Here is a 26803-nt window from a genome sequence, read left to right on the forward strand (position 1 = left end):
CGATGAGCTTAAAACAACCAGTAACCCTAATTTCACAAGCGCTTATCCAGGCCGGTATTTGCGTCCCTTTCCTGATAATTGCATTTATTATTTATGGCATTACCCGCGAGGGAAGTGAGATAGCCGCAGCGGTAATGTATGCCTTGTTTGCTATCCCAGGCTATGTGATTGCTGTTTGCAGCTACCTGGTATATAACATTATCGATACTAAGGCAAAAGCCAACTGGAGCATACTTAAATATGCAGCACCATTGTTTTTACTGGTTATTGGTTTATTGGCGATAAGCAACTATAAAGAAAGCGACCGGCAGATATTTTTCATCATTATTGCCACTATTTTTTTCATCGAACCGGTTAAGATTGTATATCAACGGGTATTAAAAACTTTATAAACAATCCACTACCGGGCATCAGCCCAATCAGCATCGGTAAATGATGGGTTTATCTTATAGTCGTTATAGGTAATACTACTTTTTTGCGCTCCTTCACTTTGTAATTCAGCAGCTGGTAAAACAATACCATCTACCGTTTTAAAACCTGTAAAGGCCGATGCCTGGATCACTGAACCTGTTTTAGTGCCTTCGCCAACCAACTGATTGTTACTGTTTAAAGCCGCAAAACTGGTGACTCCATCAAAATTATAACTCACAATCACCATATTGTTTTTCCCCTCCTGCACTTTAACATTTTGGATGTGATCGAGATTCTCTTTCCTGAATAGCAACGGCCCGGAGCGGAAACCTTGTTTTAACTGCGCAATGCGTGAGGCCGAAAGCGGCTGTTTATCGCCATTACGCCATTGCCAGCCGTTATCTCCTTCCATTTGCTCAACCTGTAGCAACTTCCCTCCTTTTCGGAGTTCAGAACGTACACGATGAGCGGCGAGATCAACCTTCAGGGTAATATCAATACCCATCATTATGGCTGATACCTGCATAGTTTTAATTGCATCGAGCTTTGCCCCGCCATGAGCTTCGGCAGCTTTACTTAGTAAACTTGCGGCATCATTATTACCGCCCGTTCCGGTGAAGGAAGTTTCAGTAGCACCAGTCGACTTGGTATTATTACGTGGAGCTCCGGATGTAGTTTTTGCTGTAGATGAAGCACTTTTGGGCGCTTTATCTTTCATAAAATATATATTACCATCTATGGCAGCCATAATCGGCTTTTCGCCGGGGCGGCAAAAGAAACTGTGGGTTTCGGTTTTACCGGTGTTATAAATCAAAGTAAGTATGCCGTCTTTTATAGTATAAGTACCAGCACCACTATCCTTATGGCTCCCACCGCCGCCAATACCATCGCCAGATACCATGGTAGCCGACGAACTGTTTTGACTAAAGTTACCCTTGCCATCAAAATAAAGCCCTTTTTCGCCGGATGTACCAACAAATACTTGTCCGGTGTTCATACCGCCCATGCTGCTTGCATGCGTAAATTCATAGTAACCGGCAGGCACCCTATCAGATGTATTAAGTTTTAGAATATTGAAACTACCTGCATCAATATCACCATCGGCTTCCAGTTTGTATTCTTGTTTGGTGCCTTTCAGGTACTGCATTTTGAGCGTATTGCCCTGTACCTGGTAATGACCGGCAACGCGGGTTTTCCAGTCGGGCTTTTCAAGCAGATCGTTGAACGTTCCATCGGGCCTTAGCATGTATACCACATCGTTACGCCCCATCCCGGCCCCCATAGTAACTGGCAGTGTTAATTCAATACCGGCGTAAACACCGCTTACATTTTTGGTTTGCGCCCCGGCATTAACGCCGGCAAAAAATAGGATAAGGAAACAAAACACAAAAGCTTTCATAGTATCAGCAGAAATATTTTAATACCAAGAGTTAAATTATCAACTCCTGCACGGTAAAAATGTTTTTAGCTGAATAATAAGCTTTTGTTAAAAGCCAATTAATACTATATAATATTAGTGTAAATAATAAGCTACAATTAAACCAAAGGCTCTATACCTCAGTTTAATAATTTGTACATTCACTTATTAAACTAAACCGCCATGAAATCAATAAAAACCTTGTGTCTTTTTGCAGCTATTGCAGGATTAAGCTACAATCCCGTATCTGCCCAATCTACTTCTGTACCAACAGTAACTTTTCAAAATGTAAGTAATCTCCCCTATCCGCTTACCTGGACCAGCAGTGTTACCGATGGCAACAATATTTACACCGTTGCCGGTTATAAAGGAGGGCGCGGCGGCTATTCGTCGGATGTATTGAAATACAGTCCTGAAACCAACAGTTGGACTAAAATTGCCGACATGGGCGGCAACAAAGTTCAATCAGCCACGGCTTATGTGCCAGCTACCGGTAAAATATATGTTTTTGGGGGTATTGGCGGCGTTAGCAATGACATACGCACCAGCCAGATATTTCAAGGCGTACAAAGTGTTGATATTAAAACCGGGGAAGTAAAAAATCTTGAAGTATTAAACCCGATGGCCAGCACTTATGGTAGCGCGATTGAATGGCAAAACAAAATTTACTTATTCGGCGGCAGTCGCGAAGGCAAGCGTAGCATCAATTCGGTGTATGAATTTGATCCGCTAACACTAAAATTCACTCAATTAGCCAATATGCCCGAATACCTGCAGGCTGCCGGAGCAGTTGTAAACGGCGTTATTTACACTTTTGGTGGTTACGATACTTTTCTTAAACACCAGGGTACTAATATTTACGCTTATGACATCAAGGCCAATACCTGGAAAACCGTTGGCAAACTACCGGAGTTTATGTCGGCTAACAGCGTAGCCGCAAGCGGTAGCGTGATATTTGTTGCAGGTAGCTATGATGATGAAGACCTGTTAGGTTATTTTGATACCGATAGTGGCAAATTCACCAAACTGAAATCAAATATGGAGCCTCGTCGCGCTGCATCATCCGCTATAGTAAATAATATGTTGTTTGTTTTTGGCGGCAGTACACGCTTCAAAGCATTTAATGTTTCAACTTTGGCAACTGTACAGGCTACCAATATTACGCCATTCCTTAAAAACTCTACAAGCAGGTAAAAGCCTGATATTATACAAAGAAGCCGGTTAAAGTTTATTTTTAACCGGCTTCTTTATTTAATGTGATATCCTTACTTCAATTCCTTTCTAAAAAAACCTACAGCCAGACTATCTACCTGTAAATGGATAGCATGCCTGTTAACCGAAAGATCATCGGTAAAATATATTGGTGCCTCTTTCTTCACTGCGTCAATAGCTTCTCCAAGCATCACATAATGGCCTATCTTGCCCGGTAGTTCGGTATAGATTGATTTACTGATTAACTGATGATAATGCCTTGCATTGGTTTTTACAGGGGCGATGCTATCACTTTGAGAGCCTACAATATACAAAGGGCTTTTAATATCGGCTACCTGCTCTTTGCGGATAAAGCCGAAACCCAGTGCGGGCGATATGGAAAAGAAAGCTTTGATCCGTTTATCCTTTAATGGTGGCACATGTTTAGACCCGGCGATAAGCGAACTATCATCCAATAATTTTATCAGACCCGGAAATTCGGGAATCTCCAACTCTTTACGGCCTGTGGTTTTATAATAATTACGCGCCTGTTCAAAATCAAGCCTTGCACCGGCAAGGGCGATTACGGTATAACCACCGAAAGAAAAGCCTATGGCCCCGATCTTCTGCTGGTCGATAAGCGGACCAATATCTGAGTTATTCAGCAAGGAGGTAAGCGCGAAGCTGAGATCAAGAGGCCGCTCCCAGGGTTTAACAAATTCAAGCGGGATTTTATGATCATAAGTATTACCGTAATGATCTACAGCTGCAACTATGCAGCCGCTGTTTGCCAGGGCCTGGGCAAGCCACTCTAAAGTCAGCCTGCCGCCACCGGTGCCATGCGAGAGCAGGATCAGCGGCAGCTTATTCACCGGGAGTTTGCCATCACGAACGGTTGGTTGTCGTAAAAAGGGTGAGAAATGTTTATCTGATGGTTTTAGCGTATCTACCGTCGGATACCAGATTTCTGTAACCACTGGGCGGTTATTACGGCTGCGATCTTTAAAATTAAACGTACGTTCCCCTAAATTTTGAGCCTTAATTACGCCACCCGATAGCAGTATTATAACAGCGATAAGTATTTGCTTGCACATCATTGTTTAGTGTTTATACCACAAAACAAGGCATTTACGATTTCAAAAAGATTGACAATAGTCAATAAATCATTTTTTTGATTTGAGGCGACTGAGAGTTTCCTGCGAGATCCCGAGATAATCCGCAACTATTTTATTGGGGAGTCGCTTGATAATCTCGGGCTGGGTTTGCATCAGGATATTATAGCGGGCTTTTGAATCCATGGTGATCAGGCTTTCTATCCGTTGTATGGATGCGATGTAATCCAGTTCAAGGCCCAAACGATACATAGTTTCAAAGCCAGGAATTTCGTTCAGCAAGAGGTCACGGTCGGCATAGCTCAATACCAATAGCTCGGATGGTTCGGGGCTTTGAATGGATGCGACAGATGGTTCTTTCAATATAAAACTCGGGAACGCTGTACCCATACGCCCCTCAAATATCAGGAAGCGGGTTGATTCATTACCATCATCATCGGTCAAAAATACGCGGAGGCAGCCTTTCACTACAAAATACAAATGCCTTGCGATACTTCCTTTTTCAACCAGTATCTCGTTACGTTTGGTTAGTCGGGTTTTAAAACAATTATCTACCAGTAGCTCATGCTCCGGCGAGAGTATTAACTTATCTCCAATATGTTGTTTTAAAGCAGGGTGCATAACTGCAATTTATGCACTTAGCTTGGAGTTGACAAGTCCGCATCAATTTTGAGCGAGTAAATTTTGATATAAATTATAGTTTTCATCATCAAAGCAAACAAATATCACTTTCTCAACTACATTATTATCAGCCAAGAAATCCTGAACAGTTTTAACGGCGATAGCCGCGGCTTTATCCTTTGGAAAGTGATAAATACCGGTGCTGATGTTTGGGAAAGCTATAATATGTACATCATTCTCGGCCGCAAGTTTCAAACTATTTAAATAAGCGGCATGAAGCAGTTCATCCTCTCCTTTTTTACCGTTGTTGTAAACAGGGCCAACCGTATGGATTACATATTTAGCGGGCAACTTGCCTCCTGTGGTAATTACAGCCTGCCCGGTTTTGCAGCCACCTTGCCGGGCTACTATTTTACGGCAATCTTCCAGTATTTCCGGTCCGCCTGCACGGTGTATGGCACCGTCAACACCGCCTCCGCCCATGAGCGAGCTGTTCGCGGCGTTTACGATGGCATCAGCCTTAATTTTTGTGATATCGCCCTGTATCAACTCAATAGCGCCCATAACATTTAAGATTTATAGCTGATATAACAAACGGGGAAATGTTTTGCTTTTAGAAATATAGCTGCACCATTTTGCGCCAGTAACGCGCGCGATGCGCTTCCTCATGCCAGATATACAGGCTGTTTTGAATGCCTTTGCTCGCCAATACAGTGCTCAGGTATTTATTATCTTCCAAAAACGCGTCCTCCTCGCCTACGGCCAGGATAATTTGGAGGCGCTTGATCTGGTCAATAATTTCGGGACTGTGCAGGTTATTTAAAAACTGGTTAGGCATGTTGAAATACACATTTTCATCACGATAGCCATCCAGCAGATCGCGGAAGTTACCCATAGCCTGGGTAATATCATAGCGGCCACTCATGCCTACAACTTTAACAAATACCGAGGGGTGTTTAAACCCGATATTAACAGCATGGTAAGCGCCCATACTGCAACCTGCCGAAATAATTGGCCCATCAGCATTGAGCGTTTTCATCAGGGGCACTACCTCCTGCAAAATGTATTGCTCATAATGCAAGTGCCTTTCCATACGATGGTAAGGGTGGCTGTATTCATTATAGAAACTTTCGCGGTCGATGCTGTCAACACAATAAATTTGCAGGTGACCTGCTTCAATTTTGCTGCGTAGGGCTTCAATTACCCTCCAGTCTTCATAGTCATAAAACCGGGCGGTACGTGTAGGGAAAAATAAAACAGAGGCACCGGCATGGCCAAAAACCAGCAATTCCATGTTACGCTGAAGCGACGGACTGAACCACTTGTGGTACTCTCTTTTCATCTTTAAACCGCTGAAAGATGACAAATGCGTGTAAACCCTATATTAAGCTAATTTGATGCTTTGTGGCATTCGCTGCAAAACTGCATTTTTCCACAAAGTGTAACCGGCGGTGCTTAAATGCAAACCATCTTTATCATAATATTCGCGTATTGGTTTACCGGAAGCATCTATCATCTGATTAAATATGTTGATGAACTGCCAGTTTTTATGGCGGTGAATTATTTCGTTTTCAATTAAGCTATTAGTGTACCTGTACTTTTCAACAATAGGCCAGCGCGCAAGGCTTGGCTTAAGTGATATGTAATAGCAGGGGATATTTCCAAAAAGCCGCTCAACCTCAACGGTTAGCTGCTTAAAAAATATAAAAACTTCTTCGGGATTGCGGCCATCGCCAAGATCATTATCACCCGCGTACACCACAATGGCTTCGGGATTGTAAGAATGCATTATCCGCTCAAAAAACCACACGCATGCCGCCAGTGTTGAACCTCCAAAACCGAGGTTAACAGGCTGCATATCATCAAAATCATTATCAAGCGTATTCCATAAACGAATGGATGAGCTTCCGTAAAATATTACCCGCGGCACGTAATCAAGCTTTGTTCGCCTGATTTCCAGCTGCTTCACATCCTCTTCGTACCAGATCATATTCTTCTATAGTAGGGCCGTATTAAATTAAGCGCTAAAGATAATACAATAGCCCAAACTTAATGTAACGTTGATAAAACAATGGTGTTAAAATTGTAAAAATGACTATTCTTCCGCCGCTTCTTCGCCTTTGGTTCCCAATTCCACAATATCGCCCTTTTTGAAAAGTATGGCCTGCAAAGTGGTACGCCATACCGGCTTTTTACGCAGCAAAAACTCAAGGTCCATACCAAAGTGCTTAAACTCTTCCTGCTGGGCGTTTTGCATAATGGCTTTTGCCTGTTTATCCTTTTCAACCGAAATGCGCTGCTCATACCAGTTTATAGCCTCAGCTTCTTCGGTTAACGAAACTATCATACGGGCAAATGTGCGGGTTTCGTCCGATAGCTCATTTGCAGGTTCGTGATATTGATCAAATGACATATTACTCCTTTTTTAAAGGAGATAAGCATGATTTAAACATTTTTGTTTTAAGCTTTGCAGTATTTAGAATGGTTATCAAGCCAGGTGTTTCCTTATTTTGATGGTAACCAGTTTTGATGTAGGTGTATTACTTTGCACAGCCACGCTGTTGATAGGCACCAGTACATTGGCTTCGGGATAGTAGGTAGCTGTGTTGCCCTCAGGTATATTGTAGGGCACTACTACAAACAGCCTTGCGGCCCGTTCCACACCATCGTCGTAGTTAAACAGGTCAACTTTTTCTTCCGGACCAAAACCGGCTTTCCGCATGTCGTTTTCGTTCATCAAAATTACCCGGCGCTCATTGTGAATACCACGATAGCGATCATTAAGGCCATATATGGTAGTATTAAACTGATCATGACTACGGATGGTGGTCATGTGGTACTCATCTGCCGCAAGTTCGTGTTTCGGTAGCGGAGCAATATTGAAAGGCACAACGTCGCCATTCTTTTCGGTAATAAATTTGCCCTCACGGGCCAGGTTAGGCAGATAAAAACCACCGGGCAAGCGCACCTTTTGATTATAATCCTCAAAACCGGGAATAACTTTGGCTATCACATCGCGTATGGCATCATAGCTTTTAGCGTATTTATCCCAATCAATAACAGAGCGGCTGCCTAAAGTTGCTTTTGCCATATTGCAAACAATCTGGTTTTCGTTCATCAGATGCTCAGATACCGGCGTCAGCATCCCTTTTGACATCTGGACCACGCCCATAGAGTTTTCGCAACTGATGAACTGGTCTTCGCCGTTTACAACATCTTTATCGCTTCGCGACAGCGTTGGCAGGATCAAAGCTTCTTCACCATGCACCAAATGGCTCCGGTTTAATTTGGTTGATACATGTACCGATAGTTTAAGTTTACGTAGCGCCTGTGCTGTAAATAAAGTATCGGGCGTAGCCGAAAGAAAATTACCACCCATAGCGAAAAACACTTTCAGTTTACCCTCATCCATCGCCTTAATGGATTCAACAACATCATAGCCATGGCCCCGCGGCGGCTCAAAACCGAAAACCTCCTTAAGTTTATCCAACTGTTTAGGTTTGGGTTTATCCCATATAATCATGGTTCGGTTTCCCTGCACATTGCTGTGACCGCGAACCGGGCATAAACCGGCACCCGGCTTGCCTATTGCACCTTTAAGCATAGCAAGGTTTACAATTTCCTTTACCGTAGCCACACCGTTTTTATGCTGAGTAACACCCATGGCCCAGCAAATGATAATGCGGTTTGTATTTTTGATCAGTTCAACGGCCTGCTCAATTTCCTTTACCATTAAGCCTGCAGCTTTGGCCAGGTCATCAACCTCGTATTGATTCAGACTATCTAAAAAAGCAACATAGCCGGTAGTGTTCTTTTTGATGAATTCATGATCGAACACACTTCCGGGATTTTCAAGCTCGGCTTTATAAAGCAATTTTTCCATGGCTTTAAGCAGTGCCATGTCTCCGTTTATCCTCACTTGCAGGTACAAGTCGGCAAGCTGGGTTTTGATACCCAAAATGCCTTTTACCTTCTGCGGATTTTTAAAGCCCATTAAACCGGCTTCATGCAATGGATTGACGGCTATAATCTTCGAGCCTTTATCCTTGGCTTTTTCGAGCGCGCTGAGCATCCTCGGGTGATTAGTACCGGGGTTCTGCCCCATGATAATGATCACATCCGTATCGTAAAAATCATTGAGGGTAACGGTCCCCTTGCCTATTCCAATTGCATCGGCAAGGCCAACGCTGGTACTTTCGTGGCACATATTAGAGCAATCGGGCATATTGTTGGTACCAAACTCGCGCACAAACAATTGATACATAAATGAGGCCTCGTTACTGGTACGGCCAGATGTATAAAACGCAGCCTCATCCGGCGATGCCAAAGCATTTAACTCATCGCCTATTTTTTTAAAGGCAAAGTCCCAGCTTACAGGGGTATAGTGCGTGGCCCCCTTGGCAAGGTACATCGGTTGAGCTATACGCCCTTTTTTGCCTATGTCGTAATCATTGAGCTTGGCAAGGTCAGCCACCGAATTTTCGGCAAAGAACTCCCCGCTGAGCTTTTTGGTAGTAGCCTCTTCGGCGAGAGCTTTAGCCCCATTTTCACAATATTCGGCTATGGGTGAGCGGTCGTCATCCGGATCTGGCCAGGCACAGCCCGAGCAATCAAAGCCGCCTTTTTTGTTCATATGAAAAAGGCCTTCCATTCCCCTTACAAAGCCGGTTTCCTTGAGTATATCAACCATGGCAACTGTTACAGCTGGAATGCCCGCCGCCCAGTCTTTCGGTTCTGTTATTTTCAGGTCGAGCAGTTCTTCAGGGTTTTCAGCTGCCGGATCCTGTTCTGGTTCCTTGCTCATATCTTTTTAGCTGCCAATGGATTGGGATAATTATCGCTTTGATCTTCAACAACTTCATCTAAACAGGTAAAATCTTTTTCAACCAGTAAATGCAAATTGCCATGATTGCCCTCATAACCAACTTTATCTTCGTCAGCGAAACCGGCAACCATTACTTTAGGCGCGTAAAGCGTTATGATGTTTTCCTTATAAGTTGCCGAAAGCTGCTCGTCATCAATCAGCCTTAAAGCATAAACAAGCTGCTGACTGCCAAAATCAACCGTTTCCTGCACGTAGCCATCTTCGGCCAGTTTAGCTACATCGGTTTTGGTAAGCCTGTATCTCAGCGAATTACCTTTTATTCTTATTTTCATTTGATAGTAAACGGTTTATGCCGATGGTGCGGTCAAAACGGCCTCATCGGCAGGAATCATGACGCGGTGTGCGCCGGTATAAATATTAAAGCGCTCATCGCGCAAAAAGCCTATAAGTGTGATATTAAATTCGTTTGCCAGCTCCACGGCCAGGCTTGATGGCGCCCCTACAGCAGCAATGATGCTGATGCCTGCCATGGCCGCTTTCTGTACAAGTTCAAAACTGGTCCTGCCGCTTAACAACAATATGGTTTGCTGCAAAGGCAGCCAGTTATACATCATGGCTGCGCCTATAAGCTTATCTAAAGCATTGTGCCGGCCAACATCTTCCCTGAGCAGCAACAACTCGCCAACGGGGGTAAATAATGCCGAGGCATGTAAGCCCCCGGTATCATCAAAAACCCGCTGATGCCTACGCAAAATCTTCGGCAGCTGATTAAGTACAATACTGTGGATCATGTTACCATCATCCCCCCTGGCGGCATAATTGCTCACTGTACGAATGGCACTAATAGAACCCTTGCCGCATACGCCGCAACTACTGGTAGTATAAAAATTACGCTCAGTATTTTGGAGATTGGGTACAGTATCCTGTTCAAGGGTTACCAATATGGTGTTTTCCTTGTTTTCGGCACAAGCTATAAAGCTGTGTCTGGCCGATTTTACCTCGTCGGCATTTTTAATGATGCCTTCGGTAAAAAGAAAACCGGTAGCCAGTTCGGCATCATGGCCGGGCGTACGCATGGTTACGGAAATATTGCGCACCTCCCGATTGTCCGCAGGACCATGTTCTAACTTAATTTCCAATGGTTCTTCAATGGCTATACTATCCTCTTCCCTCGCACTTTGATTGGCGTTAACTTTTACAACGGGGATATGTATAATTGATGGCGTAGACATACTCAAATATACAACTTAAAGGGCGGCTTTGTTTATGCAAGTTTACGCACGTAATACAAGTTCAAGCATCTCTGCTTGAATTATTTCGAGGGTAAGCGTCCATGCAATAACTGTTAACTTAGGCCAACAGGGGGTTAACAGGGTTAACAGAAATTTGGATTATATTCACACATCAAGTTGACAACCAGAATATTAAACAAAAAACAGCATTAACATGTGTTAACCCCGGCAAGATCAAGCGTCCCGAGCTTAAGTTAGAGAATCGTAAGCGAGGATGCGTACTTTTTGTTTGAGTTCAAGCGTGGACGCTTGGACCTGCATATAACATCATGTTAAATTTAAAACCAGTACTCGTTTTATAAGCTAAATTGAATAATTTTGAGATATGAAGATCAATATACTGGCTTTTGGAGTGACCAGGGAAATATTTGGAAGCGGTGAAATTAGCCTGGAAATGACAAACGACGCTACCATCTCCAATTTGAAATACCTGCTCGAACAGCAATATCCGCGTTTAAAGCAGCTATCATCATATATGCTGGCTGTTAATAACGAATATGCGTTGCCCGGCGATACCATTCACGAACGCGATGAAATAGCCATCATTCCACCGGTAAGCGGGGGGTAGTCAGTTGGCAGTTAGTAGCGGTTATTAGTGGCAGCAGGCAGTTTAGTAGCAGGCTTCAGTTGCAGTAGCACTCGTGTTTGATTGATAGCTTCCGGTTGCAGATGCTTAAATATTACTTATTACAAATCCATTCAATCCAAATAAAACAATGGCTATCAGAAGCGCTACGCTTGTCGATCATTCTGCAATATCAAACCTGCTAACCCAGTTGGGATATCCCGGTACTGAAGATTTTTTGCCGGAGAACCTTGAAAAGATGCTGGGGCAATCGTCATCGCAGGTTTTGGTTTATGAAGATGAAGGTGAGGTTTCAGGATTTATAGCTATCGACTTTTTAACCCAATTAGTTGTTAAAGGCGATTTTATCCGCATCAGTTGTTTTTCTGTTGATGAGAATACCCGCGGCAAAGGCATAGGTAAAGCCCTCGAAGATTATATTACCGAACTTGGCAAAGAGCGTAATTGCGATCGGATAGAGGTTCATTGCCACTCGCGCCGGGTGGATGCACACCGGTTTTACTACAGGCAGGGTTATTCCGAATCGCCTAAATATCTGATGAAATCATTAGTTGAATAATATTTAAATTACATCATCTTGAATACACAGATCCTCCTATCGGCCCAAACATTGGATATCCAATCGTGTATCAACTGGATCATGTCGCCCGAATCGGGAGGAATAGATGTGTTTATTGGCACCGTGCGCAATGCCACCAAAGGCAAAAAAGTTTTAAAGCTTGATTTTGAAGCTTATGAGCCCATGGCCATCAGCGAGATGAACAAGATAGCGGCGCAAGCCTTTGAGCGCTGGCCGGTTCAAAAGATCTTGATCCATCACCGTACCGGTTTGCTGCAGGTTGGCGAGGTACCTGTGGTAATAGCTGTTTCAGCAGCCCATCGTGATGCCGCTTTTGACGCATGCAGATATATCATAGATACACTCAAACAAACCGTCCCTATCTGGAAAAAAGAAAGCTTTGAAGATGGCGATGTTTGGGTAGCAGCACATCCTTAGGATTTGGGATTAAAAAAGAAAAGCGCCATTGCGAGGAACGAAGCAATCCCCGATTGGTATAGACGCTCTGTACAGTTCGCGATTGCTTCGTTCCTCGCAATGACGTTATATTATTGCTGTTGTTATCAACAGCATACGTATTAACTAACCTTATACCCTTCCAATCCACCTTCCAACGAAAACACATCAGCTTCGGGGATCATTTTTAGGATCAGCTTTACCGCCTCATCGCTTCGCTTACCTGACGAACAGTAAAGAACTTTGGTATTCGGACTGGTAAAATAGGCCAGGTATTCTTCAACCTCGTCTAACGGGATATGGGTGCCGCCAATGTCGTAAGCTTCGCGCTCCTGTATGGTACGTACGTCTACAAGCTCAACCGTATCGTCAACCAGGATCCTTTTTTTCAGGTCATCGGCATTAATAGAAGGAATGGTAATAGTTGTTTTTAACCTGCGGATATGCGTTTTGGTAACCGGGCCTATCTTAAAGATGCGGCTTTGCATACTTTGCGCATCAAATATCAGCACTTTTCCTGCCAGCAGCTCGCCTGTTTTAGTAATGTATTTAATAACCTCATTGGCCTGCATGCAACCAATAATACCGGCCAATGTAGGGATCACCCCGCCTTCGGTACAGTTGGGGATCTGCGTGGCATCTACTTCCGGGAATAAATCGCGGTAATTGGGCGAATTTGCACCCTTGCCATTGCTTACGTTCCAAACGGCTATCTGACCTTCAAACTGGTATATAGCGCCATAAACAAGCGGTTTACCGGCCAAGACGCAGGCATCATTAAGCAAGTAACGGGTTTCAAAATTATCCGTACCATCCAGCACAATATCATAATTACTGATAACGTCCATGACATTATCGGAGGTTATCTTGGAGATATGTGGTACAAGCTTAATACCGGGGTTTTGAGCTTGTAAACGTGCGCAGGCTACTTCAGCCTTATTTTTGCCTTCATCGGCCGGGGTGTACAAAACCTGACGGTGCAGGTTGCTTACCGATACCATATCAAAATCGGCAATGCCTAATGTGCCTATTCCTGTTGATGCCAGGTACTGCGCGGCCGGGCAGCCCAAGCCGCCTGCCCCTACTACCAGTACGCGGGCTTGCTGTAATAATTGCTGAGCTTGTTCGCCAAAACCAGGCAGCGCTATCTGGCAGTTATATCGTTGTAAATCCTCATTCATTAGTAGCAACTATTTTATTATGGATCATTGATTTTACTTTCTCCAATTCCTCAGGCGTATTCACATTGGTCAGCGCCTCCTCATGCGGAGCATTTAGCAATGTGATATCGCTATTGATCAAAACCTTGCGGGGACAGGAGTACCCCTGTGCCAAAAACGATAACAATACCGGGTAGCTTTTGGGCTCCCATATAGCAATTAAAGGTTCGGGAAAATTGGTTACCGGGCTATGATAAGCCGTTGCCACTGAAGAACTGTTTCTCCAGGCTGCTAAATTGCGGAGCGTACTATCATCCATCAATGGCAGATCGCAGGCTATTACCAACCATGCCGCGTCCGGCTGTTCACGAAACGCCGAAAGAATAGCACCATACGGGCCCAAACCTGTAAATGTATCTTCTATAACAGGATAAGCCGGGTCAATTTCCTGCTGTTGGCCCGGGCGGCCGGATATATAAACTTCCTTGCAAAAACTTTTAAGCAAATCGGCCATATGATACCGCTGTTCCTTGCCGTGCCAGTTAGCAGCGCCTTTGTCAAAACCCATCCGGGTGCTTTTACCGCCTGCTAAAACCAGTCCGTTTAAAACAGGTCTGGCTTGCTTTAAAGCTGCTTCAAAAAAAGCTACGATCTTTTCACGGTCGTCTACCTTTAAAACCGGGATTTGTTGCCAGTGAGGAATAACCTCCTGTATAAAGTCAGGTATTTCACTTGCGTTATCGGCCAGCAGAAAAAGCTGTACATTATCAAGCTGATCTGTTCTTTTTTGCAGCGATGCTTTTTTATTAAAGTCGATGATCACCACCTGGGCTTTGGCCTGCTGATGGTTGCCATTAACCAATACCAGATCCGCCGATGAAAATTGCTGCTTAAGCTGATAAGGATATACCGGGTTTTGATAATTAAACTGCTGATAATTTACCTGGTCAGTATACTCAAGTGAGGCGCCGCTTACCAGCCTTCCGGGTAGTAACGTGATATCATCGTTATGCGACATATCCACATAAGCGCATTTATATACCGGCGAAAGCGAGCGGACCACATCATCGGCCAGTAGTTTGATCACGGTGCATGGACCACCTACAATAGCCCATTCATTACGTCCAAAATTGCCGGTTGAAGGCCTGGCCAGCTTAGCATGTTTACGATGGCCTGATGGCTGGTTATGATCTTTTAAAGTCACGTTTACCTCCTGTTTTTGATATCAGTTTGGTTTCTTTTATCACTATATCATGGCTCATGGCCTTGCACATATCATAAATGGTAAGTGCCGCTATTGAAGCGCCAACTAATGCTTCCATTTCCACCCCGGTTTTAGCGGTTATACTTGCGGTACAATCAACCTCAACCTCCTGCTGCTCGTTTATGTGGATAGTAACGTTACAATTATCCAAACCCAGCGGGTGGCAAAGCGGAATCAGGTCGCCAGTTTTTTTTGCCGCCATAATTCCTGCAATAATAGCTGTTTGAAAAACCGGGCCTTTTTTGCTTTGTAATTCGTTCCCTGCCAATAGCTCAAATACCTCGGCAGGCAAAGCAACCACGCTACGCGCCGTGGCCGTGCGGTGTGTAACCTGTTTTTCAGTTACATCAACCATATTTGGGTCGCCTTGTTTGTTTATGTGGGTTAACATGATGAACCTTGATTTACTTGATTATAGGATTTAAGGATTTTGCTTGCATATTTTATCAGATTTTATTCCATCAGGGTAATCCCAAAATCCTAAAAATCATGGTTAAACCTCCAAACCTTAAACACTTCTCCCGCTTTAAATTCGTTTTTTTCCAGTGGAAGCTCCAAAAAAGCTTCGGTATCTGCTAAGTTAGCAAAATCGCCCGAACCATTTCCCTCAACAGGCATCGCTATCAATTGTCCTTGCCGGTTGCTCTGCAATTTTACCTGCAGATAATATTGTAATGCCGGCTGAAAGGTAAAATCCTTGCCTAATACACCATATAACCGTGCCTTTGCGGGCAGACCAAGCGTAGCACTCAGCCATGTTAAAAAGTAACGATGCAGGCACATAAATGTTGCTACCGGATTACCCGGAAAGGCAAACACTAACGCGCCGTTGTTATGCCTGCCAAACCAAAAAGGTTTGCCGGGGCGCTGAGCCACTTTATGAAACAGTTTTTCAACTTCAGATTCTTCCAGTGCCTGGGGGATATAATCAAACTTCCCCATCGAAATGCCGCCGCTCAGCAGTAACACATCATAACTCTGTAAGCAATGCTGGATTTTTTCGCGGGTGATATTTGGCTCATCGGGGATATGTAAAATATCGGCATCATTGTGATGTTGTTTCAAAACTGCCTTAACTGTGTAACTGTTTGATTTGCGAATTTGGTATGGCAAAGGTGTTTCATCCACATCCACCAGTTCATCGCCCGATGAAATGATTACCACCCGCGGCATTTTTTTAACAAGCAGATGGGTTTTACCCACCGATGCCGCCACGCTGATGATGGCAGGACTTACCAGCTGACCGGATAGCGCGATAACATCATTTTGTTTTTTATCGACACCTTGCAGATGCAGGTTTTGGCCTTTTTTGACGTCTATAACATTTAAGCTTGCCTGTCCCGCGCTGATCTCCACATCTTCATAACGGATCACCGTATCAACCGAAGCAGGCAATACCGCCCCTGTCATGATCTCAATACATTCGTCAAGTTCATTTATTTCAACAGGTTGGTCACCTGCTGCCTGGGTGGCTTTAATGCGAAAAGTATGGATGCCCTTTTCAATGGCGGCATGTTTTACTGCAATGCCATCCATGGTTACCCTGTTAAAAGGGGGCAGGTCACGATCTGCTTGCAGGTTCTCGGCCAGTACATAACCCAAGGCTTGTTCAAACGGCAGACTTTGTGTACCGTAGTCCCTTGTTTGTGCCAATACCAGTTTTTCAGCTTCTACAACCGTTGTCATTTTTATATTGGGTTTTAAAACTATCCGCCAATAGTGGCCATTGATTCATGAATCCCGGTTTTAGCTACACGGGCCAGCTCAGCCTCCCAGCCGTCTGCCGGCCGGTGACTAAAGGCAGTTAACAACGCGCCTTGCAGTACCTCGTCAGAAGCGCCCTTCCGCATCAGATCTTTTAAATTAAGCACGCCATCGTCGTACAAGCATGTTTTTAACTCGCCCTGTGGTGTTATGCGAATGCGGTTACAGGTACCGCAGAAGGTACGCGAATAAGCGGCTATAATGCCGATGCTCCCTTTGTGCCCCGGGATTTGATAATTATAGGAAGTAGAATAAGCCGGATCATCCAGCTTTTTAATTTGAGGGTAGCTGCCTTTTATTTCGTCCAGGATCCGGACATAGTCCCAGTGCAAGCCATCATACACATGGCCATCACCGTTAAAAGGCATCTCTTCAATAAACCTCACGCTAACGGGCAACTCTCTGGCCAGCTCAACCAGCGGTATAATATCCTGTGTATTTTTGCCGTCCATCACCACGGCATTGATCTTCACCTCCATATCGTGGCTCAGCATAGCATCTAAAGAGGCCATTACATTGCTAAACTCATCGCGGCGGGTAATGGTAAAAAATCGATTGGCATCCAGCGTATCCAAACTAAGGTTGATGGAACGTACACCAATCTTTTTCAATTCGGGAACGTAAGGGGCGGTTAGCACACCATTAGTGGTCAGGCCAAGTTCTTTTAAGCCATTGAGGCCGGAGATACCAGTGAGCAGTTGCATGATATCTTTCCTTACAAAAGGCTCGCCGCCGGTTATACGGATCTTCTCGATACCCATTTTAACCAATAAACTGCAGATCTGCAGCATTTCCTCATTGGTCATGAGTTCGGTGCGTGAAAGCCAGTCGAGGCCATGCTCCGGCATACAGTAAAAACAGCGCAGGTTGCACCTGTCTGTCACCGCGAGGCGCATGTAACTTATCTTCCGGCCATGGTTATCTGTTAGCAAAATATAGCGCTTTTACCTTGTAAATTTAATCAATTAACAGCCATTAAAACTTTAAGTTTATACGTGGCGAGGGTAAAAGTAAGCATTACGGCGGGGCGGTATGTTTATAAAATGTATTTTTTGCTTCCTGATCGACGTTCAATTTTATTTACAATTAACTAACAGGAAAACCACACAATTAATTCCTATTCACCGCACCATCATAAACCACAAAAAATCAATTTGTTATAAATGAACAGACATAACTAAAACTTTAATTTAATCAATCCCGTATTAAGGCAAGCATCCGCCCGAATACAATTATAAAAGGGAAGTCCCCTGAACCCTTACACATAATCCAAAAGGACCGGAAGCTGTATGAATTGTAATGCACGATGACTAATCGGGCACTACAGCAATAGTTATACAAATACCTAATGTTAACAGTTAAAAAATGACGGGGATTATTATTCTGGCAGCAGGCTCATCAAGCCGTTTTGGCTCACCTAAACAAAATTTCGTTTACCAGGGTAAAACCCTTTTGCAGCGGGCAATTCAAACCGCACTCACCTGTCTGCACTGCGAAAAAGTTATTGTTGTGCTGGGAGCTAATGAGGAGCTGATCCGTTCAAATATAGATGACCAGGTTGTTCATGTTGCCTACAACCCACACTGGCAGGAAGGCATGGGTTCATCAATAAAAATTGGCGTACAGGAAATGCTGCGGCTTAAACCCGACATAACTTCAATTATTTTAATGTTATGCGATCAGCCTTTTGTTGATTCATTCCTGATATCCCAGTTAGTTGAGAAAAAAGAAATCAATGATTGTGGCATCATCGCCAGCAGCTATCGCGATGCCTTGGGCGCTCCGGCTTTGTTCGATGCAAAGTATTTTCCCGACCTGCTGAACCTGCAAGGGCACGAGGGGGCAAAAAAAATCATCGAAACACATGCTGATGATGTTTTTATCCTCCCCTTTCCGCTGGGTGCTATTGATATTGATACTGCCGACGATCTGGAACGGCTTAACCAGGCCGGTTAATTAGGCAGAAGCTACCAGTTTATTTACGCTGCGGTATACAAACTCGTTGAAAATATGCCTGCGGGCAAATCGTCCCGGCGAGTCGGCATTGATGAATTTGGTATAAACCGCTCTCGGCACATCAAAATATTCGTACACGTTACCATCCAAAAATGTAACTTTTAGTACCTGTTGTTTGTACTCAAAATCGGCAATGTTTGATAATGTTGTTGTCGCAGTATAATCGGACAGGGTTTGGGCACGGGTTTCGGGAGCTATGCTTACTAAAAAGTGATAAGCTTCGATAATGGTTTTGCTCTTTTCTTCGGCTTCTATCCTGCTCTCATCCTGAAACCTGTCAGGGTGCCAGGTTTTCATCATACTTTTATAAACCGTACGTAATTCGGTTAGCTCCGTGTTTTCAGTTACGTTCAGGAGTTTCCTGTAGTCGACAATTTTTTTCATTATTTATTCTATTTTTTTTTATTGTCGATGAAGGGATTACAGGTAAAACTGCCTTTAATACCGTCATGAAAATAACGGCGCGAAGGTACGCTTTTTTAGCACCAAAAAATCACGAAGTTTTATTTATTAATAATGATGATATTATCTAAATATTGGCTAAAACTTCTATTAACAAATCCATTAATTCCTTACCATCCCTGCTACTTTAATTAACATCACGAATGAGTAAAATAGAGTGTCAGCTGTTTAAATTATAAACCGTATTTTTGCGGGCTATGAAGTTTCCAAAATTCGCCGATCTGATACTGTTTGAAAACGATGATATTATAGTTGTTAACAAGCCTCCTTTTATAAGCTCGCTTGATGAACGCGGCGAAGGCAGCAGCGAGATCAGTATGCTCAGGCTGGCTAAGGCTTATTGGGACGATGCGCAGATTTGCCACCGCCTGGATAAGGAAACATCCGGAGCCCTTATTTTTGCCAAAAATCCTGAGGCTTACCGCTCTGTTTCTATGCAGTTTGAAAAACGCAAGGTTAAAAAAGTATACCATGCCGTTATTGACGGTACCCACACCTTCGACAACCTGCTTGTTGACCTACCTATATTAAACGTAGGCAAAGGCAGTGTTACCATCAGCAGGCAAGAAGGCAAACGCGCCGAAACCTGGTTTCAATCGTTAAAATATTATAAACATTATACCCTGGTTGAATGCCGCCCGGTAACAGGCCGTATGCACCAGATCAGGATTCACCTGGCTACACAAAGGGCCTCCATTGCCGGCGATGAAATGTATAAGGGCGAGCCTGTTTTTCTGTCAAAAATAAAGCGCAAATACCATTTAGGTAAAGATCAGGAAGAACTGCCTATCATGAAACGCTTTGCCCTGCATGCCTATGAAGTAACGTTTCGTATCAATCCGGAAACTGAAGTTACTATACATGCGCCGTACCCTAAAGATTTTGAAACACTTTTAAAGCTGCTTGATAAATTTGACCTCTAAAATTAAATAGTAGAAAGTGTTTGATATTTACCCACGCCAACGTATTTTTATGCCTAATGGCTTCTCTTGTTAAAAAGTTCTCTCTCTGTATTTTACTGGTGGCGTTTGTTGTAAGCAGTTCAGAAGCCTCATCATACGTTTATCTCTCCGAAGACAGTCTGGTTAATTTTATTAAGATAAAAGACAGAAACTTACAGGACAAGAAAATAGTTGATTATATCAAACTCCGCTTTCAGCAAGGGCCGGAAAACACCATTCCCGAAGGTAAGACAGAAGTTTACGAAAAACTGGATAAATACCAGGTTGATGACCGGGAAGCCTTAAAATATTTCATTGAAAGTACCGTGCAACGGCGTTTATCCAAGCTCCCCGAAGCCGAAACAGCCATGGTTAAGGCCATTGACCAGGCATCAAAAGCCAAAGCCGATTTCCTGATCTACTCCTTTATCAGTCACCTTGCTTTCATTCAAACAGACCGCGGCAACCCCATCGGAGCTATATACAGCTACGGACTGGCCCAAAAGCAAGCCTTAAAGCTTAACGAGCCGTTATTACAGGTATACCTTAATATTAATATCTCCGATCTGTACTACAAGCTCAACCTTTATAGTCAGTCGCTCTATTACCTTAACCTGGCATTCCGGATCAAGGAAGAAAATAAGATCAAAGACGATAGGTTTTACACCATCATAAGCTATAACAAGGCCGAAAACTTTTTCAGAAGAAGAAATCTCGATTCGTTGCAGCAGTGCCACAATGAATTAATGGGGCCCAATAATAAAAGCTACAAATTATTTACCTATCAAAACCGTACTGCCTACTATATATCTATCCTGAAACACCACTATGCCGAAGCTATAACGCAGATTAAAGAACTTCAGGCCAATAAAAAATACGTACACAACGATCTTGAGAAGCAAAACCTTGCCGATGCGTTTTACCTCAATGGCCAGGCCGATTCGGCAACTACTATCGCCAACCAATTACTTGTCCTGCCCTATTCTGCCAATCACCCGGAAATAAAACATCACCTTTACGAATTACTTGGAAAAATAGCCCGTGACAGGGGCGATTATAAACTGGCAGCCGAAAATTTTGACCTCGCATTAAAGCAATCAGAAGAAAGCCTTAATAATACTACACAGGTGGGCAACGCGTCGGCGCAGATAAAAATCGACAAAATTGAAAACACTTTTACAGATACTGCCGAAAAATATCGTCGCGAACGTTTGATTTTAATCCTCGTTAGTATCACCACCGTTTTTATGTTTGCTGTTATCGCGTTATTATACCGCAGTGCCAGGCAAAAACGCCACTACGAGAAACTACTGTACGATAACAAAAAAAATGAGCTTGCATTTATTAACTCGCACGAGGTACGCAAGCATTTGACCAATATATTAGGTCTTGTTGAACTAATGAGTGAAAGCAAGGATAAAAAGCAGGAGTTTTTACTGGTAGAAAAGCACCTTTACGATTCGGCTAATAAACTTGATGAGGCCATCAAGAACATCTCTGACAAATTGAGCGATTAAACTCGGGCGACAATAAAGTTTCCATAACTTAATCATCCGCAGCAAGTTAACCTGTTTAACAAATGCTCCGGCTGTACGGCTGTGCATTCAAATTTGCGTTATTGTCAAAAAATACCCTCAATTTATTTCTAAAAATATGAAATTGTTAAAAATGCAGTTTTGAGGTTTCTTTTTTACGTGTTTCCGGCCATAATTAACATGTTATTGAAAAAAAATGTAAAATTTCTTAACATTTGTAATGATTTTTGTAAAAATAATTTAAATTCGCCTTAATAATTATTGAGATTAATACAAAAACTATAATTAGAACCCCAACTTTACAAATTAATTAAAAAATGGCAACAAAACTCGAGTACATTTGGCTTGATGGCTATAAACCAACACAAAGCCTGCGTAGCAAAACAAAAATCGTTAAAGAATTTAGCGGCAAAGTAGAAGATTTAGATAACTGGAGCTTTGATGGTTCTTCAACTGAGCAGGCACCAGGTGGTTCATCAGATTGTATCTTAAAGCCAGTTTTTGTTGTTCCTGATCCACAAAGAAAAAGCGCTTACTTAGTAATGTGCGAAGTATTAAGTGCTGACGGTAAACCACACGAATCAAACGGTCGTGCTACCATCGCTGATGATGATAACGATTTCTGGTTTGGTTTTGAGCAGGAGTACTTCCTGTGGGATCCATCAACCAGCAAACCACTTGGTTTCCCGGCTGCCGGCTACCCAGCTCCACAAGGCCCTTACTACTGTTCAGTAGGCGCTAAAAACGCTTTCGGTCGCGAAATCGTTGAAGAGCACTTAGACGCGTGTTTAGAAGCAGGCCTAAACGTTGAAGGTATCAACGCTGAGGTTGCTGCAGGTCAGTGGGAATTCCAGATCTTCGCTAAAGGCGCTAAAGAAGCTGGTGACCAGATCTGGGTTGCACGTTATTTATTAGAAAGAATTGGTGAAAAATACGGAGTTGCTATTAACTGGCATTGCAAACCGCTTGGTCAATTAGACTGGAACGGTTCTGGTATGCACGCTAACTTCTCAAATACTACTTTACGTACTGCAAACAGCAAAGAAATTTTCACAGCTATCTGCGAATCTTTCCGTCCTGCTGTTGCTGAGTGTATCGCAGTTTACGGTGCTGACAACGATCAGCGCTTAACCGGTAAACACGAAACCGCTTCTATCCATGACTTTAGCTATGGTGTATCTGACCGTGGTGCTTCTATCCGTATCCCTCTTTATGCAGTAGATCATAACTGGAGCGGTTACCTGGAAGATCGTCGTCCTAACTCAGCTGCTGATCCATACAAAGTTGCTGCAGTTATCATCAAAACTGTAAAATCAGCAAAGCTTTAATGCCCTGAATAAAATAGTTATTTGTTTTATCCCCCGGTTTTAATAAACCGGGGGATTTTTTATTTATAAATAAAATTGCTATTCCACCCGTCATTGCGAGGCACGAGGCAATCGGAACTTTACAGTGCAGACTTGTATAGCTCCTCTGTCTATTGGGGATTGCTTCGTACCTCTCAATGACGGCTTTTATATATTTTCAAACAGTTTCTTAGATTGTTACAACGAGGCGTTGCCCGCCGGATACACGCTGCTCCCACAGTTTAGCAATATCTGCCAATTTCACGGCAATAGTGTCCACTTTCAATTTACCTGCTGCGGCAAGCGCAAACATTTCCGGTAAAATATCAGTAAACAGTTCGCCTACCTGTGCTTTTGACCAGGCACCAAGTCCCGACCCAGTTAATTGAAGATCAACACTCCTGAGGTTGGCAGCCGATAACTGTATAAGATCTCCCGACATGCCACCAACAGATACATACCTTATCTTATTTGTAAATGAGCCATCTCCTTTTATACAGCCCAGTATCATTTCGGCTGTATGCCCCCACAGGTAATCAACAATAATATCAATAGGTGTTTCTGAATGTATTGCACTGATCCGACTTTTAAAACTTTCATCATCCTGTAATACCTGAATTGTTTCATCGGCCCCAAGAGATAGTAATTCATTCAGTGATTGCTGGTTTCTACCCGTTGCTATTACCTTTTTCGCTCCGTAATGCTTTGCAATCTGCACGGCAACGCGCCCTGTAAACCCGGTTGCTCCATTAATAAGCACCACATCGCCAGGCTGAATATCAGCTTTAAATTTAAGGCCCATGGCAGCGCCAATTACCGCGTTGGGCAGGGCGGCTGCCGTAATATCATCCAGTTCATCAGGCAATTTCACTATCCTGCTTTTGTGAATAGTTGCTTTTTCGGCAAGCATACCACTTACCCCTACGCCATAAACTCTTGTACCGTCTTCCAGCACACAAACACCATCGCCGCCAATTACCTGGCCGCTTGTAACGGGCGCGTCGCTCGAATAATGATTGCCGGAAGCTCTTACTTTGTCAAAATGCTTAAGTGCTACCGCCTTTACGCTTATTAATATTTCATCGTTATTTTGAACCGCCGGTTCCGGGAAATCTGTATATTGAGGTAACCCTCCCTGTTGATACATTACTGCTGCTTTCATGCTATTTTTTTTAATAACACAAAATTAGCCCGGCCTACAGCGCCGGAACGATAACATATGTTATCAAGTTCAGAAATGCGGTTTACCTTTTGCCAGCTTACTTTTTATACGACTCAAATGCACTTTGCTTACTCCAAGATATGAGGCTATATAATGCTGGGGTACCCGCTGAACAATGTGCGGCCGCTCGCTCAAAAGTAGTTGATAACGCTGCTCAGGAGTATCGCGAATAATAGAAACAAACTCATTAATGTAGTGCATTTGCCGCCGGGCAGTCATTTGCAATATCATTTGGGCGAAGTCGGGCTCATGGCTCAACTCATCCATTAAACGAAGAACGTGTTGCTTAGGCAGCAGATAAATAACCGAAGGTTCGATAGTTTCGATGGTGAATGTGCTTGGCACATTATTTATAAAACTATCAAAAGAGCTTAACCCTTCATTCTCAAAGAAAAACTGCACTGTTTTATCGTCTCCGTTATTATTGAAAAAAGTACGTACGCAACCCTTTTCAATAAAGATATAATGCTGAGATATTTTGCCTTCCTCAAGTAAAACAGCTTTAGCCGGGGCCTCTACCCGTTTTTGAAATGGCAGGTATTTGTCCCAATAGGCATTTAACTTCGGAAATCTATCTTTAAAATGGAAAAACATTTCGTTTAATGATTATTTGGCGGCATTGTTTAAGTATTGCACATAATCGCCGCTGATTATCTGGCGATATGTGCTTACAGGCAAGTTGTAAAGATACATCCAGCAATTTTCGGCACCGTTAACAGTGAGAATATTAACCAGCTCTCTTGTATACTCCTGTGGATGGTCATAGGCCTCTCCTATTCCCTCGTAATCATCGATTACTTTTAATATTGTTTGCGGCTCATCCATCATAAAAATACCGCCGTGGATAAAAAGAGCTTCTGCATTATTAATCACCGCACCAGGGTATTCCCCAATATCATAAAGCCGACCGTTGACCTTACCTTTGTTTATAAATTTACAATGTTTATTCAGGTAATCTGCAAACTCGTTACCGGGCTGCAGCAATGTGCCGTAAACAAATAAAAACCGATTTGTTATTTCCATATAAATAGCTCAAACAAAGGTAAAAGCAATTGCGTATTAAACGCGTAAAGGCTATTTTTTTATAGTTTAAGCCATAATAGCTATCTTGCCATACCTTAACCGGCCATACTTTTACACCATGAACGCAGAACAGATCAAAGCATATATTGAACAGAATAACATCCAGAAAATAAAATTCGCCTTTGCCGATATCGATGGCATTTTGCGGGGTAAGGTGATCCACCCTAAAAAGTTTATTGATGGGTTACAAAGCGGTTACGGTTTTTGCGATGTTGTTTTTGGTTGGGACAGCAACGATGTTTGCTATGATAATGTACAGCTAACCGGCTGGCAAAGCGGGTACCCCGATAAACTTTGCCGCATTGATCTTTCAACGCTTCGTAATGTGCCGTGGCAGGATGATATTCCGTTTTTTTTAGCCGATTTCAGCAAACCTGATGGTGATGATCTGCCGGCATGCCCGCGCAGCTTGCTCAAACACATCAAGAAGCAATGTAACGACATGGGTTACCACGCCGAGTTTGCACAGGAGTTTGAATGGTTTAATTTTAAAGAGACGCCGCAAACCCTTGCCGACAAAAAATTCACCAACATTGAACCACTTACACCGGGCATGTTTGGCTACTCAATACTGCGCACGTCAGAAAACAGCGATTTTTACTACGACCTGTTTAACCTGCTTACCAAATTCAATATCCCGATAGAAGGTCTGCATACCGAAACCGGTCCAGGGGTATACGAAGCTGCTATATTGCATGATGAGGTTTTAGCTGCAGCTGATAAGGCTACCCTATTTAAAACCGCAGTTAAGGAGATTGCCTATAAACACGGCATTATGGCATCATTTATGGCTAAATGGACAGAAACCCTGCCAGGCTGCAGCGGTCACATCCATCAAAGCCTGTGGACCAGCGACCAGTCAAAAAACTTGTTTTACGATGCCAATGATGTAAACAAAATGAGCGACCTGCATAAGCATTACCTCGCAGGTCAGCTTTATTGCATGCCCCATTTATTGCCCATGTACGCGCCAACCATTAACAGCTACAAACGCCTTGTAGAAGGTGCCTGGGCCCCAACTACCATTACATGGGGCGTTGAAAACCGTACCACAGCCATCCGGATCATTAACACCACCGAAAACTATACCCGCCTGGAAACCCGCATCCCGGGATCGGATACTAACCCATACCTGGCTATGGCCGCGGCGCTGGCCTCAGGCCTGTATGGTATTAAAAACAAGCTCGAACTAAATATTGAGCCAACTGTAGGTAACGGCTACCAGGATAAACGCAATGGTGTACTTTGGCCTAACCTTCACGCGGCCGCAACAGCCATGCAAAACTCTGATATTGCCAAAGAACTTTTCGGCGAAGGCTTTGTTGACCACTTTACCCAAACCCGCCTGTGGGAATACCGCCAGTTTGCCAAAAGCGTAACTGATTGGGAATTGAAGAGGTATTTTGAGATTATCTGACTTCTCTTCTTCATGTCATTGCGAGGAACGAAGCAATCGCACGGGAGCAAAGCGGCCCTGTATAGCATGCGATTGCTTCGTACCTCGCAATGACGCTTTTAATTGTATAGTCCTCAACAAACA

Annotated in this window: 29 protein-coding genes; 10 read left to right on the forward strand and 19 right to left on the reverse strand. The window is 43.4% G+C overall.

The window, feature by feature from the left end:
• Positions 1–2 precede the first annotated feature (2 nt).
• Positions 3–392 (forward strand): hypothetical protein, encoded by a 390-nt coding sequence (locus EAH55_RS17535; RefSeq protein WP_121810770.1) that lies wholly within the window; start codon positions 3–5, stop codon positions 390–392.
• An 8-nt stretch (positions 393–400) separates the two neighbouring features.
• On the opposite strand, the gene EAH55_RS17540 is transcribed toward EAH55_RS17535, so the two are convergent.
• A complete protein-coding gene (locus tag EAH55_RS17540) occupies positions 401–1810 on the reverse strand; it encodes a hypothetical protein (protein ID WP_121810771.1) in 1410 nt (469 codons plus the stop codon).
• Between the two features lie 201 nt (positions 1811–2011).
• Here EAH55_RS17540 and EAH55_RS17545 point away from each other — a divergent pair, with 201 nt between their 5' ends.
• Positions 2012–3022: a Kelch repeat-containing protein gene (locus tag EAH55_RS17545; protein WP_121810772.1), complete on the forward strand. Its 1011-nt coding sequence runs from the start codon at positions 2012–2014 to the stop codon at positions 3020–3022.
• A gap of 71 nt (positions 3023–3093) precedes the next feature.
• On the opposite strand, the gene EAH55_RS17550 is transcribed toward EAH55_RS17545, so the two are convergent.
• The 9 genes from EAH55_RS17550 to fdhD form a co-directional block, all read right to left on the reverse strand.
• The gene (locus EAH55_RS17550; protein ID WP_121810773.1) at positions 3094–4116 is read right to left on the reverse strand and encodes an alpha/beta hydrolase family protein; all 1023 of its coding nucleotides are present in this window, start codon (positions 4114–4116) and stop codon (positions 3094–3096) included.
• A 66-nt stretch (positions 4117–4182) separates the two neighbouring features.
• On the reverse strand, positions 4183–4752 hold the full coding sequence (locus tag EAH55_RS17555; protein WP_121810774.1) for a Crp/Fnr family transcriptional regulator: 570 nt from the start codon (positions 4750–4752) through the stop codon (positions 4183–4185).
• A 42-nt stretch (positions 4753–4794) separates the two neighbouring features.
• Positions 4795–5316 carry an O-acetyl-ADP-ribose deacetylase gene (locus EAH55_RS17560; protein ID WP_121810775.1) on the reverse strand — a complete coding sequence of 174 codons (522 nt, stop codon included), beginning with the start codon at positions 5314–5316 and terminating at the stop codon, positions 4795–4797.
• Between the two features lie 49 nt (positions 5317–5365).
• Complete coding sequence (locus EAH55_RS17565; protein ID WP_112574118.1) at positions 5366–6094, reverse strand: esterase family protein; 729 nt, start codon at positions 6092–6094, stop codon at positions 5366–5368.
• 42 nt (positions 6095–6136) lie between these two features.
• Entirely contained in the window at positions 6137–6742 is a 606-nt protein-coding gene (locus EAH55_RS17570) for a GDSL-type esterase/lipase family protein (protein WP_112574119.1), read from the reverse strand.
• A 105-nt stretch (positions 6743–6847) separates the two neighbouring features.
• On the reverse strand, positions 6848–7165 hold the full coding sequence (locus EAH55_RS17575) for a ferritin family protein (RefSeq protein ID WP_091210719.1): 318 nt from the start codon (positions 7163–7165) through the stop codon (positions 6848–6850).
• A gap of 75 nt (positions 7166–7240) precedes the next feature.
• Entirely contained in the window at positions 7241–9556 is a 2316-nt protein-coding gene (locus EAH55_RS17580; protein WP_121810776.1) for an FdhF/YdeP family oxidoreductase, read from the reverse strand.
• Entirely contained in the window at positions 9553–9909 is a 357-nt protein-coding gene (locus tag EAH55_RS17585; RefSeq protein WP_121810777.1) for a DUF7009 family protein, read from the reverse strand. Before EAH55_RS17585 ends, EAH55_RS17580 begins: the two co-directional genes overlap by 4 nt.
• Positions 9910–9924: 15 nt before the next feature.
• Positions 9925–10809 carry a formate dehydrogenase accessory sulfurtransferase FdhD gene (gene fdhD, locus EAH55_RS17590; RefSeq protein WP_121810778.1) on the reverse strand — a complete coding sequence of 295 codons (885 nt, stop codon included), beginning with the start codon at positions 10807–10809 and terminating at the stop codon, positions 9925–9927.
• 385 nt (positions 10810–11194) lie between these two features.
• Here fdhD and EAH55_RS17595 point away from each other — a divergent pair, with 385 nt between their 5' ends.
• The 3 genes from EAH55_RS17595 to EAH55_RS17605 all read left to right on the forward strand — a co-directional run bounded on the left by EAH55_RS17595 (position 11195) and on the right by EAH55_RS17605 (position 12452).
• Positions 11195–11437, forward strand: coding sequence for a MoaD/ThiS family protein (locus EAH55_RS17595; RefSeq protein WP_112574123.1), 243 nt, complete (start codon positions 11195–11197; stop codon positions 11435–11437).
• Positions 11438–11585: 148 nt separating this feature from the next.
• Positions 11586–12014 (forward strand): GNAT family N-acetyltransferase, encoded by a 429-nt coding sequence (locus EAH55_RS17600; protein WP_121810779.1) that lies wholly within the window; start codon positions 11586–11588, stop codon positions 12012–12014.
• Positions 12015–12032: 18 nt separating this feature from the next.
• Positions 12033–12452, forward strand: coding sequence for a molybdenum cofactor biosynthesis protein MoaE (locus EAH55_RS17605; protein ID WP_244228234.1), 420 nt, complete (start codon positions 12033–12035; stop codon positions 12450–12452).
• Between the two features lie 140 nt (positions 12453–12592).
• Here the strand turns inward: EAH55_RS17605 and EAH55_RS17610 are convergent, their stop codons facing one another.
• From EAH55_RS17610 to moaA, 5 genes are all read right to left on the reverse strand, one after another.
• The gene (locus EAH55_RS17610; RefSeq protein WP_121810781.1) at positions 12593–13651 is read right to left on the reverse strand and encodes a HesA/MoeB/ThiF family protein; all 1059 of its coding nucleotides are present in this window, start codon (positions 13649–13651) and stop codon (positions 12593–12595) included.
• Positions 13644–14834: an NTP transferase domain-containing protein gene (locus tag EAH55_RS17615; RefSeq protein WP_208644871.1), complete on the reverse strand. Its 1191-nt coding sequence runs from the start codon at positions 14832–14834 to the stop codon at positions 13644–13646. The genes EAH55_RS17610 and EAH55_RS17615 overlap by 8 nt, the downstream gene beginning before the upstream one ends.
• Positions 14815–15285, reverse strand: a complete 471-nt coding sequence (gene moaC, locus EAH55_RS17620; RefSeq protein WP_114940333.1) for a cyclic pyranopterin monophosphate synthase MoaC — start codon at positions 15283–15285, stop codon at positions 14815–14817. The genes EAH55_RS17615 and moaC overlap by 20 nt, the downstream gene beginning before the upstream one ends.
• An 89-nt stretch (positions 15286–15374) precedes the next feature.
• A complete protein-coding gene (locus tag EAH55_RS17625) occupies positions 15375–16580 on the reverse strand; it encodes a molybdopterin molybdotransferase MoeA (protein WP_208644872.1) in 1206 nt (401 codons plus the stop codon).
• Between the two features lie 20 nt (positions 16581–16600).
• Positions 16601–17590, reverse strand: a complete 990-nt coding sequence (gene moaA / locus EAH55_RS17630; RefSeq protein ID WP_121810783.1) for a GTP 3',8-cyclase MoaA — start codon at positions 17588–17590, stop codon at positions 16601–16603.
• Positions 17591–18023: 433 nt separating this feature from the next.
• Between moaA and EAH55_RS17635 the strand changes: the two genes are divergently transcribed.
• A complete protein-coding gene (locus EAH55_RS17635) occupies positions 18024–18614 on the forward strand; it encodes a nucleotidyltransferase family protein (protein ID WP_112574130.1) in 591 nt (196 codons plus the stop codon).
• Here EAH55_RS17635 and EAH55_RS17640 read toward each other — a convergent pair whose 3' ends face one another.
• Entirely contained in the window at positions 18615–19058 is a 444-nt protein-coding gene (locus tag EAH55_RS17640) for a KTSC domain-containing protein (RefSeq protein WP_121810784.1), read from the reverse strand.
• Between the two features lie 275 nt (positions 19059–19333).
• On the opposite strand from EAH55_RS17640, the gene EAH55_RS17645 reads away from it, so the two are divergent.
• The 3 genes from EAH55_RS17645 (at position 19334) to EAH55_RS17655 (ending at position 22940) form a co-directional block, all read left to right on the forward strand.
• Positions 19334–20059 carry an RluA family pseudouridine synthase gene (locus EAH55_RS17645; RefSeq protein WP_112574132.1) on the forward strand — a complete coding sequence of 242 codons (726 nt, stop codon included), beginning with the start codon at positions 19334–19336 and terminating at the stop codon, positions 20057–20059.
• Between the two features lie 56 nt (positions 20060–20115).
• Positions 20116–21594 (forward strand): ATP-binding protein, encoded by a 1479-nt coding sequence (locus EAH55_RS17650; protein WP_121810785.1) that lies wholly within the window; start codon positions 20116–20118, stop codon positions 21592–21594.
• Between the two features lie 335 nt (positions 21595–21929).
• The gene (locus EAH55_RS17655) at positions 21930–22940 is read left to right on the forward strand and encodes a glutamine synthetase beta-grasp domain-containing protein (protein WP_091210736.1); all 1011 of its coding nucleotides are present in this window, start codon (positions 21930–21932) and stop codon (positions 22938–22940) included.
• 208 nt (positions 22941–23148) lie between these two features.
• Here the strand turns inward: EAH55_RS17655 and EAH55_RS17660 are convergent, their stop codons facing one another.
• The 3 genes from EAH55_RS17660 to EAH55_RS17670 all read right to left on the reverse strand — a co-directional run bounded on the left by EAH55_RS17660 (position 23149) and on the right by EAH55_RS17670 (position 25203).
• Positions 23149–24120, reverse strand: coding sequence for a quinone oxidoreductase family protein (locus EAH55_RS17660; protein WP_121810786.1), 972 nt, complete (start codon positions 24118–24120; stop codon positions 23149–23151).
• Positions 24121–24189: 69 nt separating this feature from the next.
• Entirely contained in the window at positions 24190–24774 is a 585-nt protein-coding gene (locus EAH55_RS17665; protein ID WP_121810787.1) for a Crp/Fnr family transcriptional regulator, read from the reverse strand.
• A gap of 12 nt (positions 24775–24786) precedes the next feature.
• Positions 24787–25203, reverse strand: coding sequence for a gamma-glutamylcyclotransferase family protein (locus EAH55_RS17670; RefSeq protein WP_121810788.1), 417 nt, complete (start codon positions 25201–25203; stop codon positions 24787–24789).
• Positions 25204–25321: 118 nt separating this feature from the next.
• Here EAH55_RS17670 and EAH55_RS17675 point away from each other — a divergent pair, with 118 nt between their 5' ends.
• Positions 25322–26680, forward strand: a complete 1359-nt coding sequence (locus EAH55_RS17675) for a glutamine synthetase family protein (protein ID WP_114940342.1) — start codon at positions 25322–25324, stop codon at positions 26678–26680.
• Positions 26681–26803 lie beyond the last annotated feature (123 nt).

Origin of the sequence: Mucilaginibacter kameinonensis (assembly GCF_003675385.1) — a bacterium.
GTDB classification, from domain to species: Bacteria; Bacteroidota; Bacteroidia; order Sphingobacteriales; family Sphingobacteriaceae; genus Mucilaginibacter; species Mucilaginibacter kameinonensis.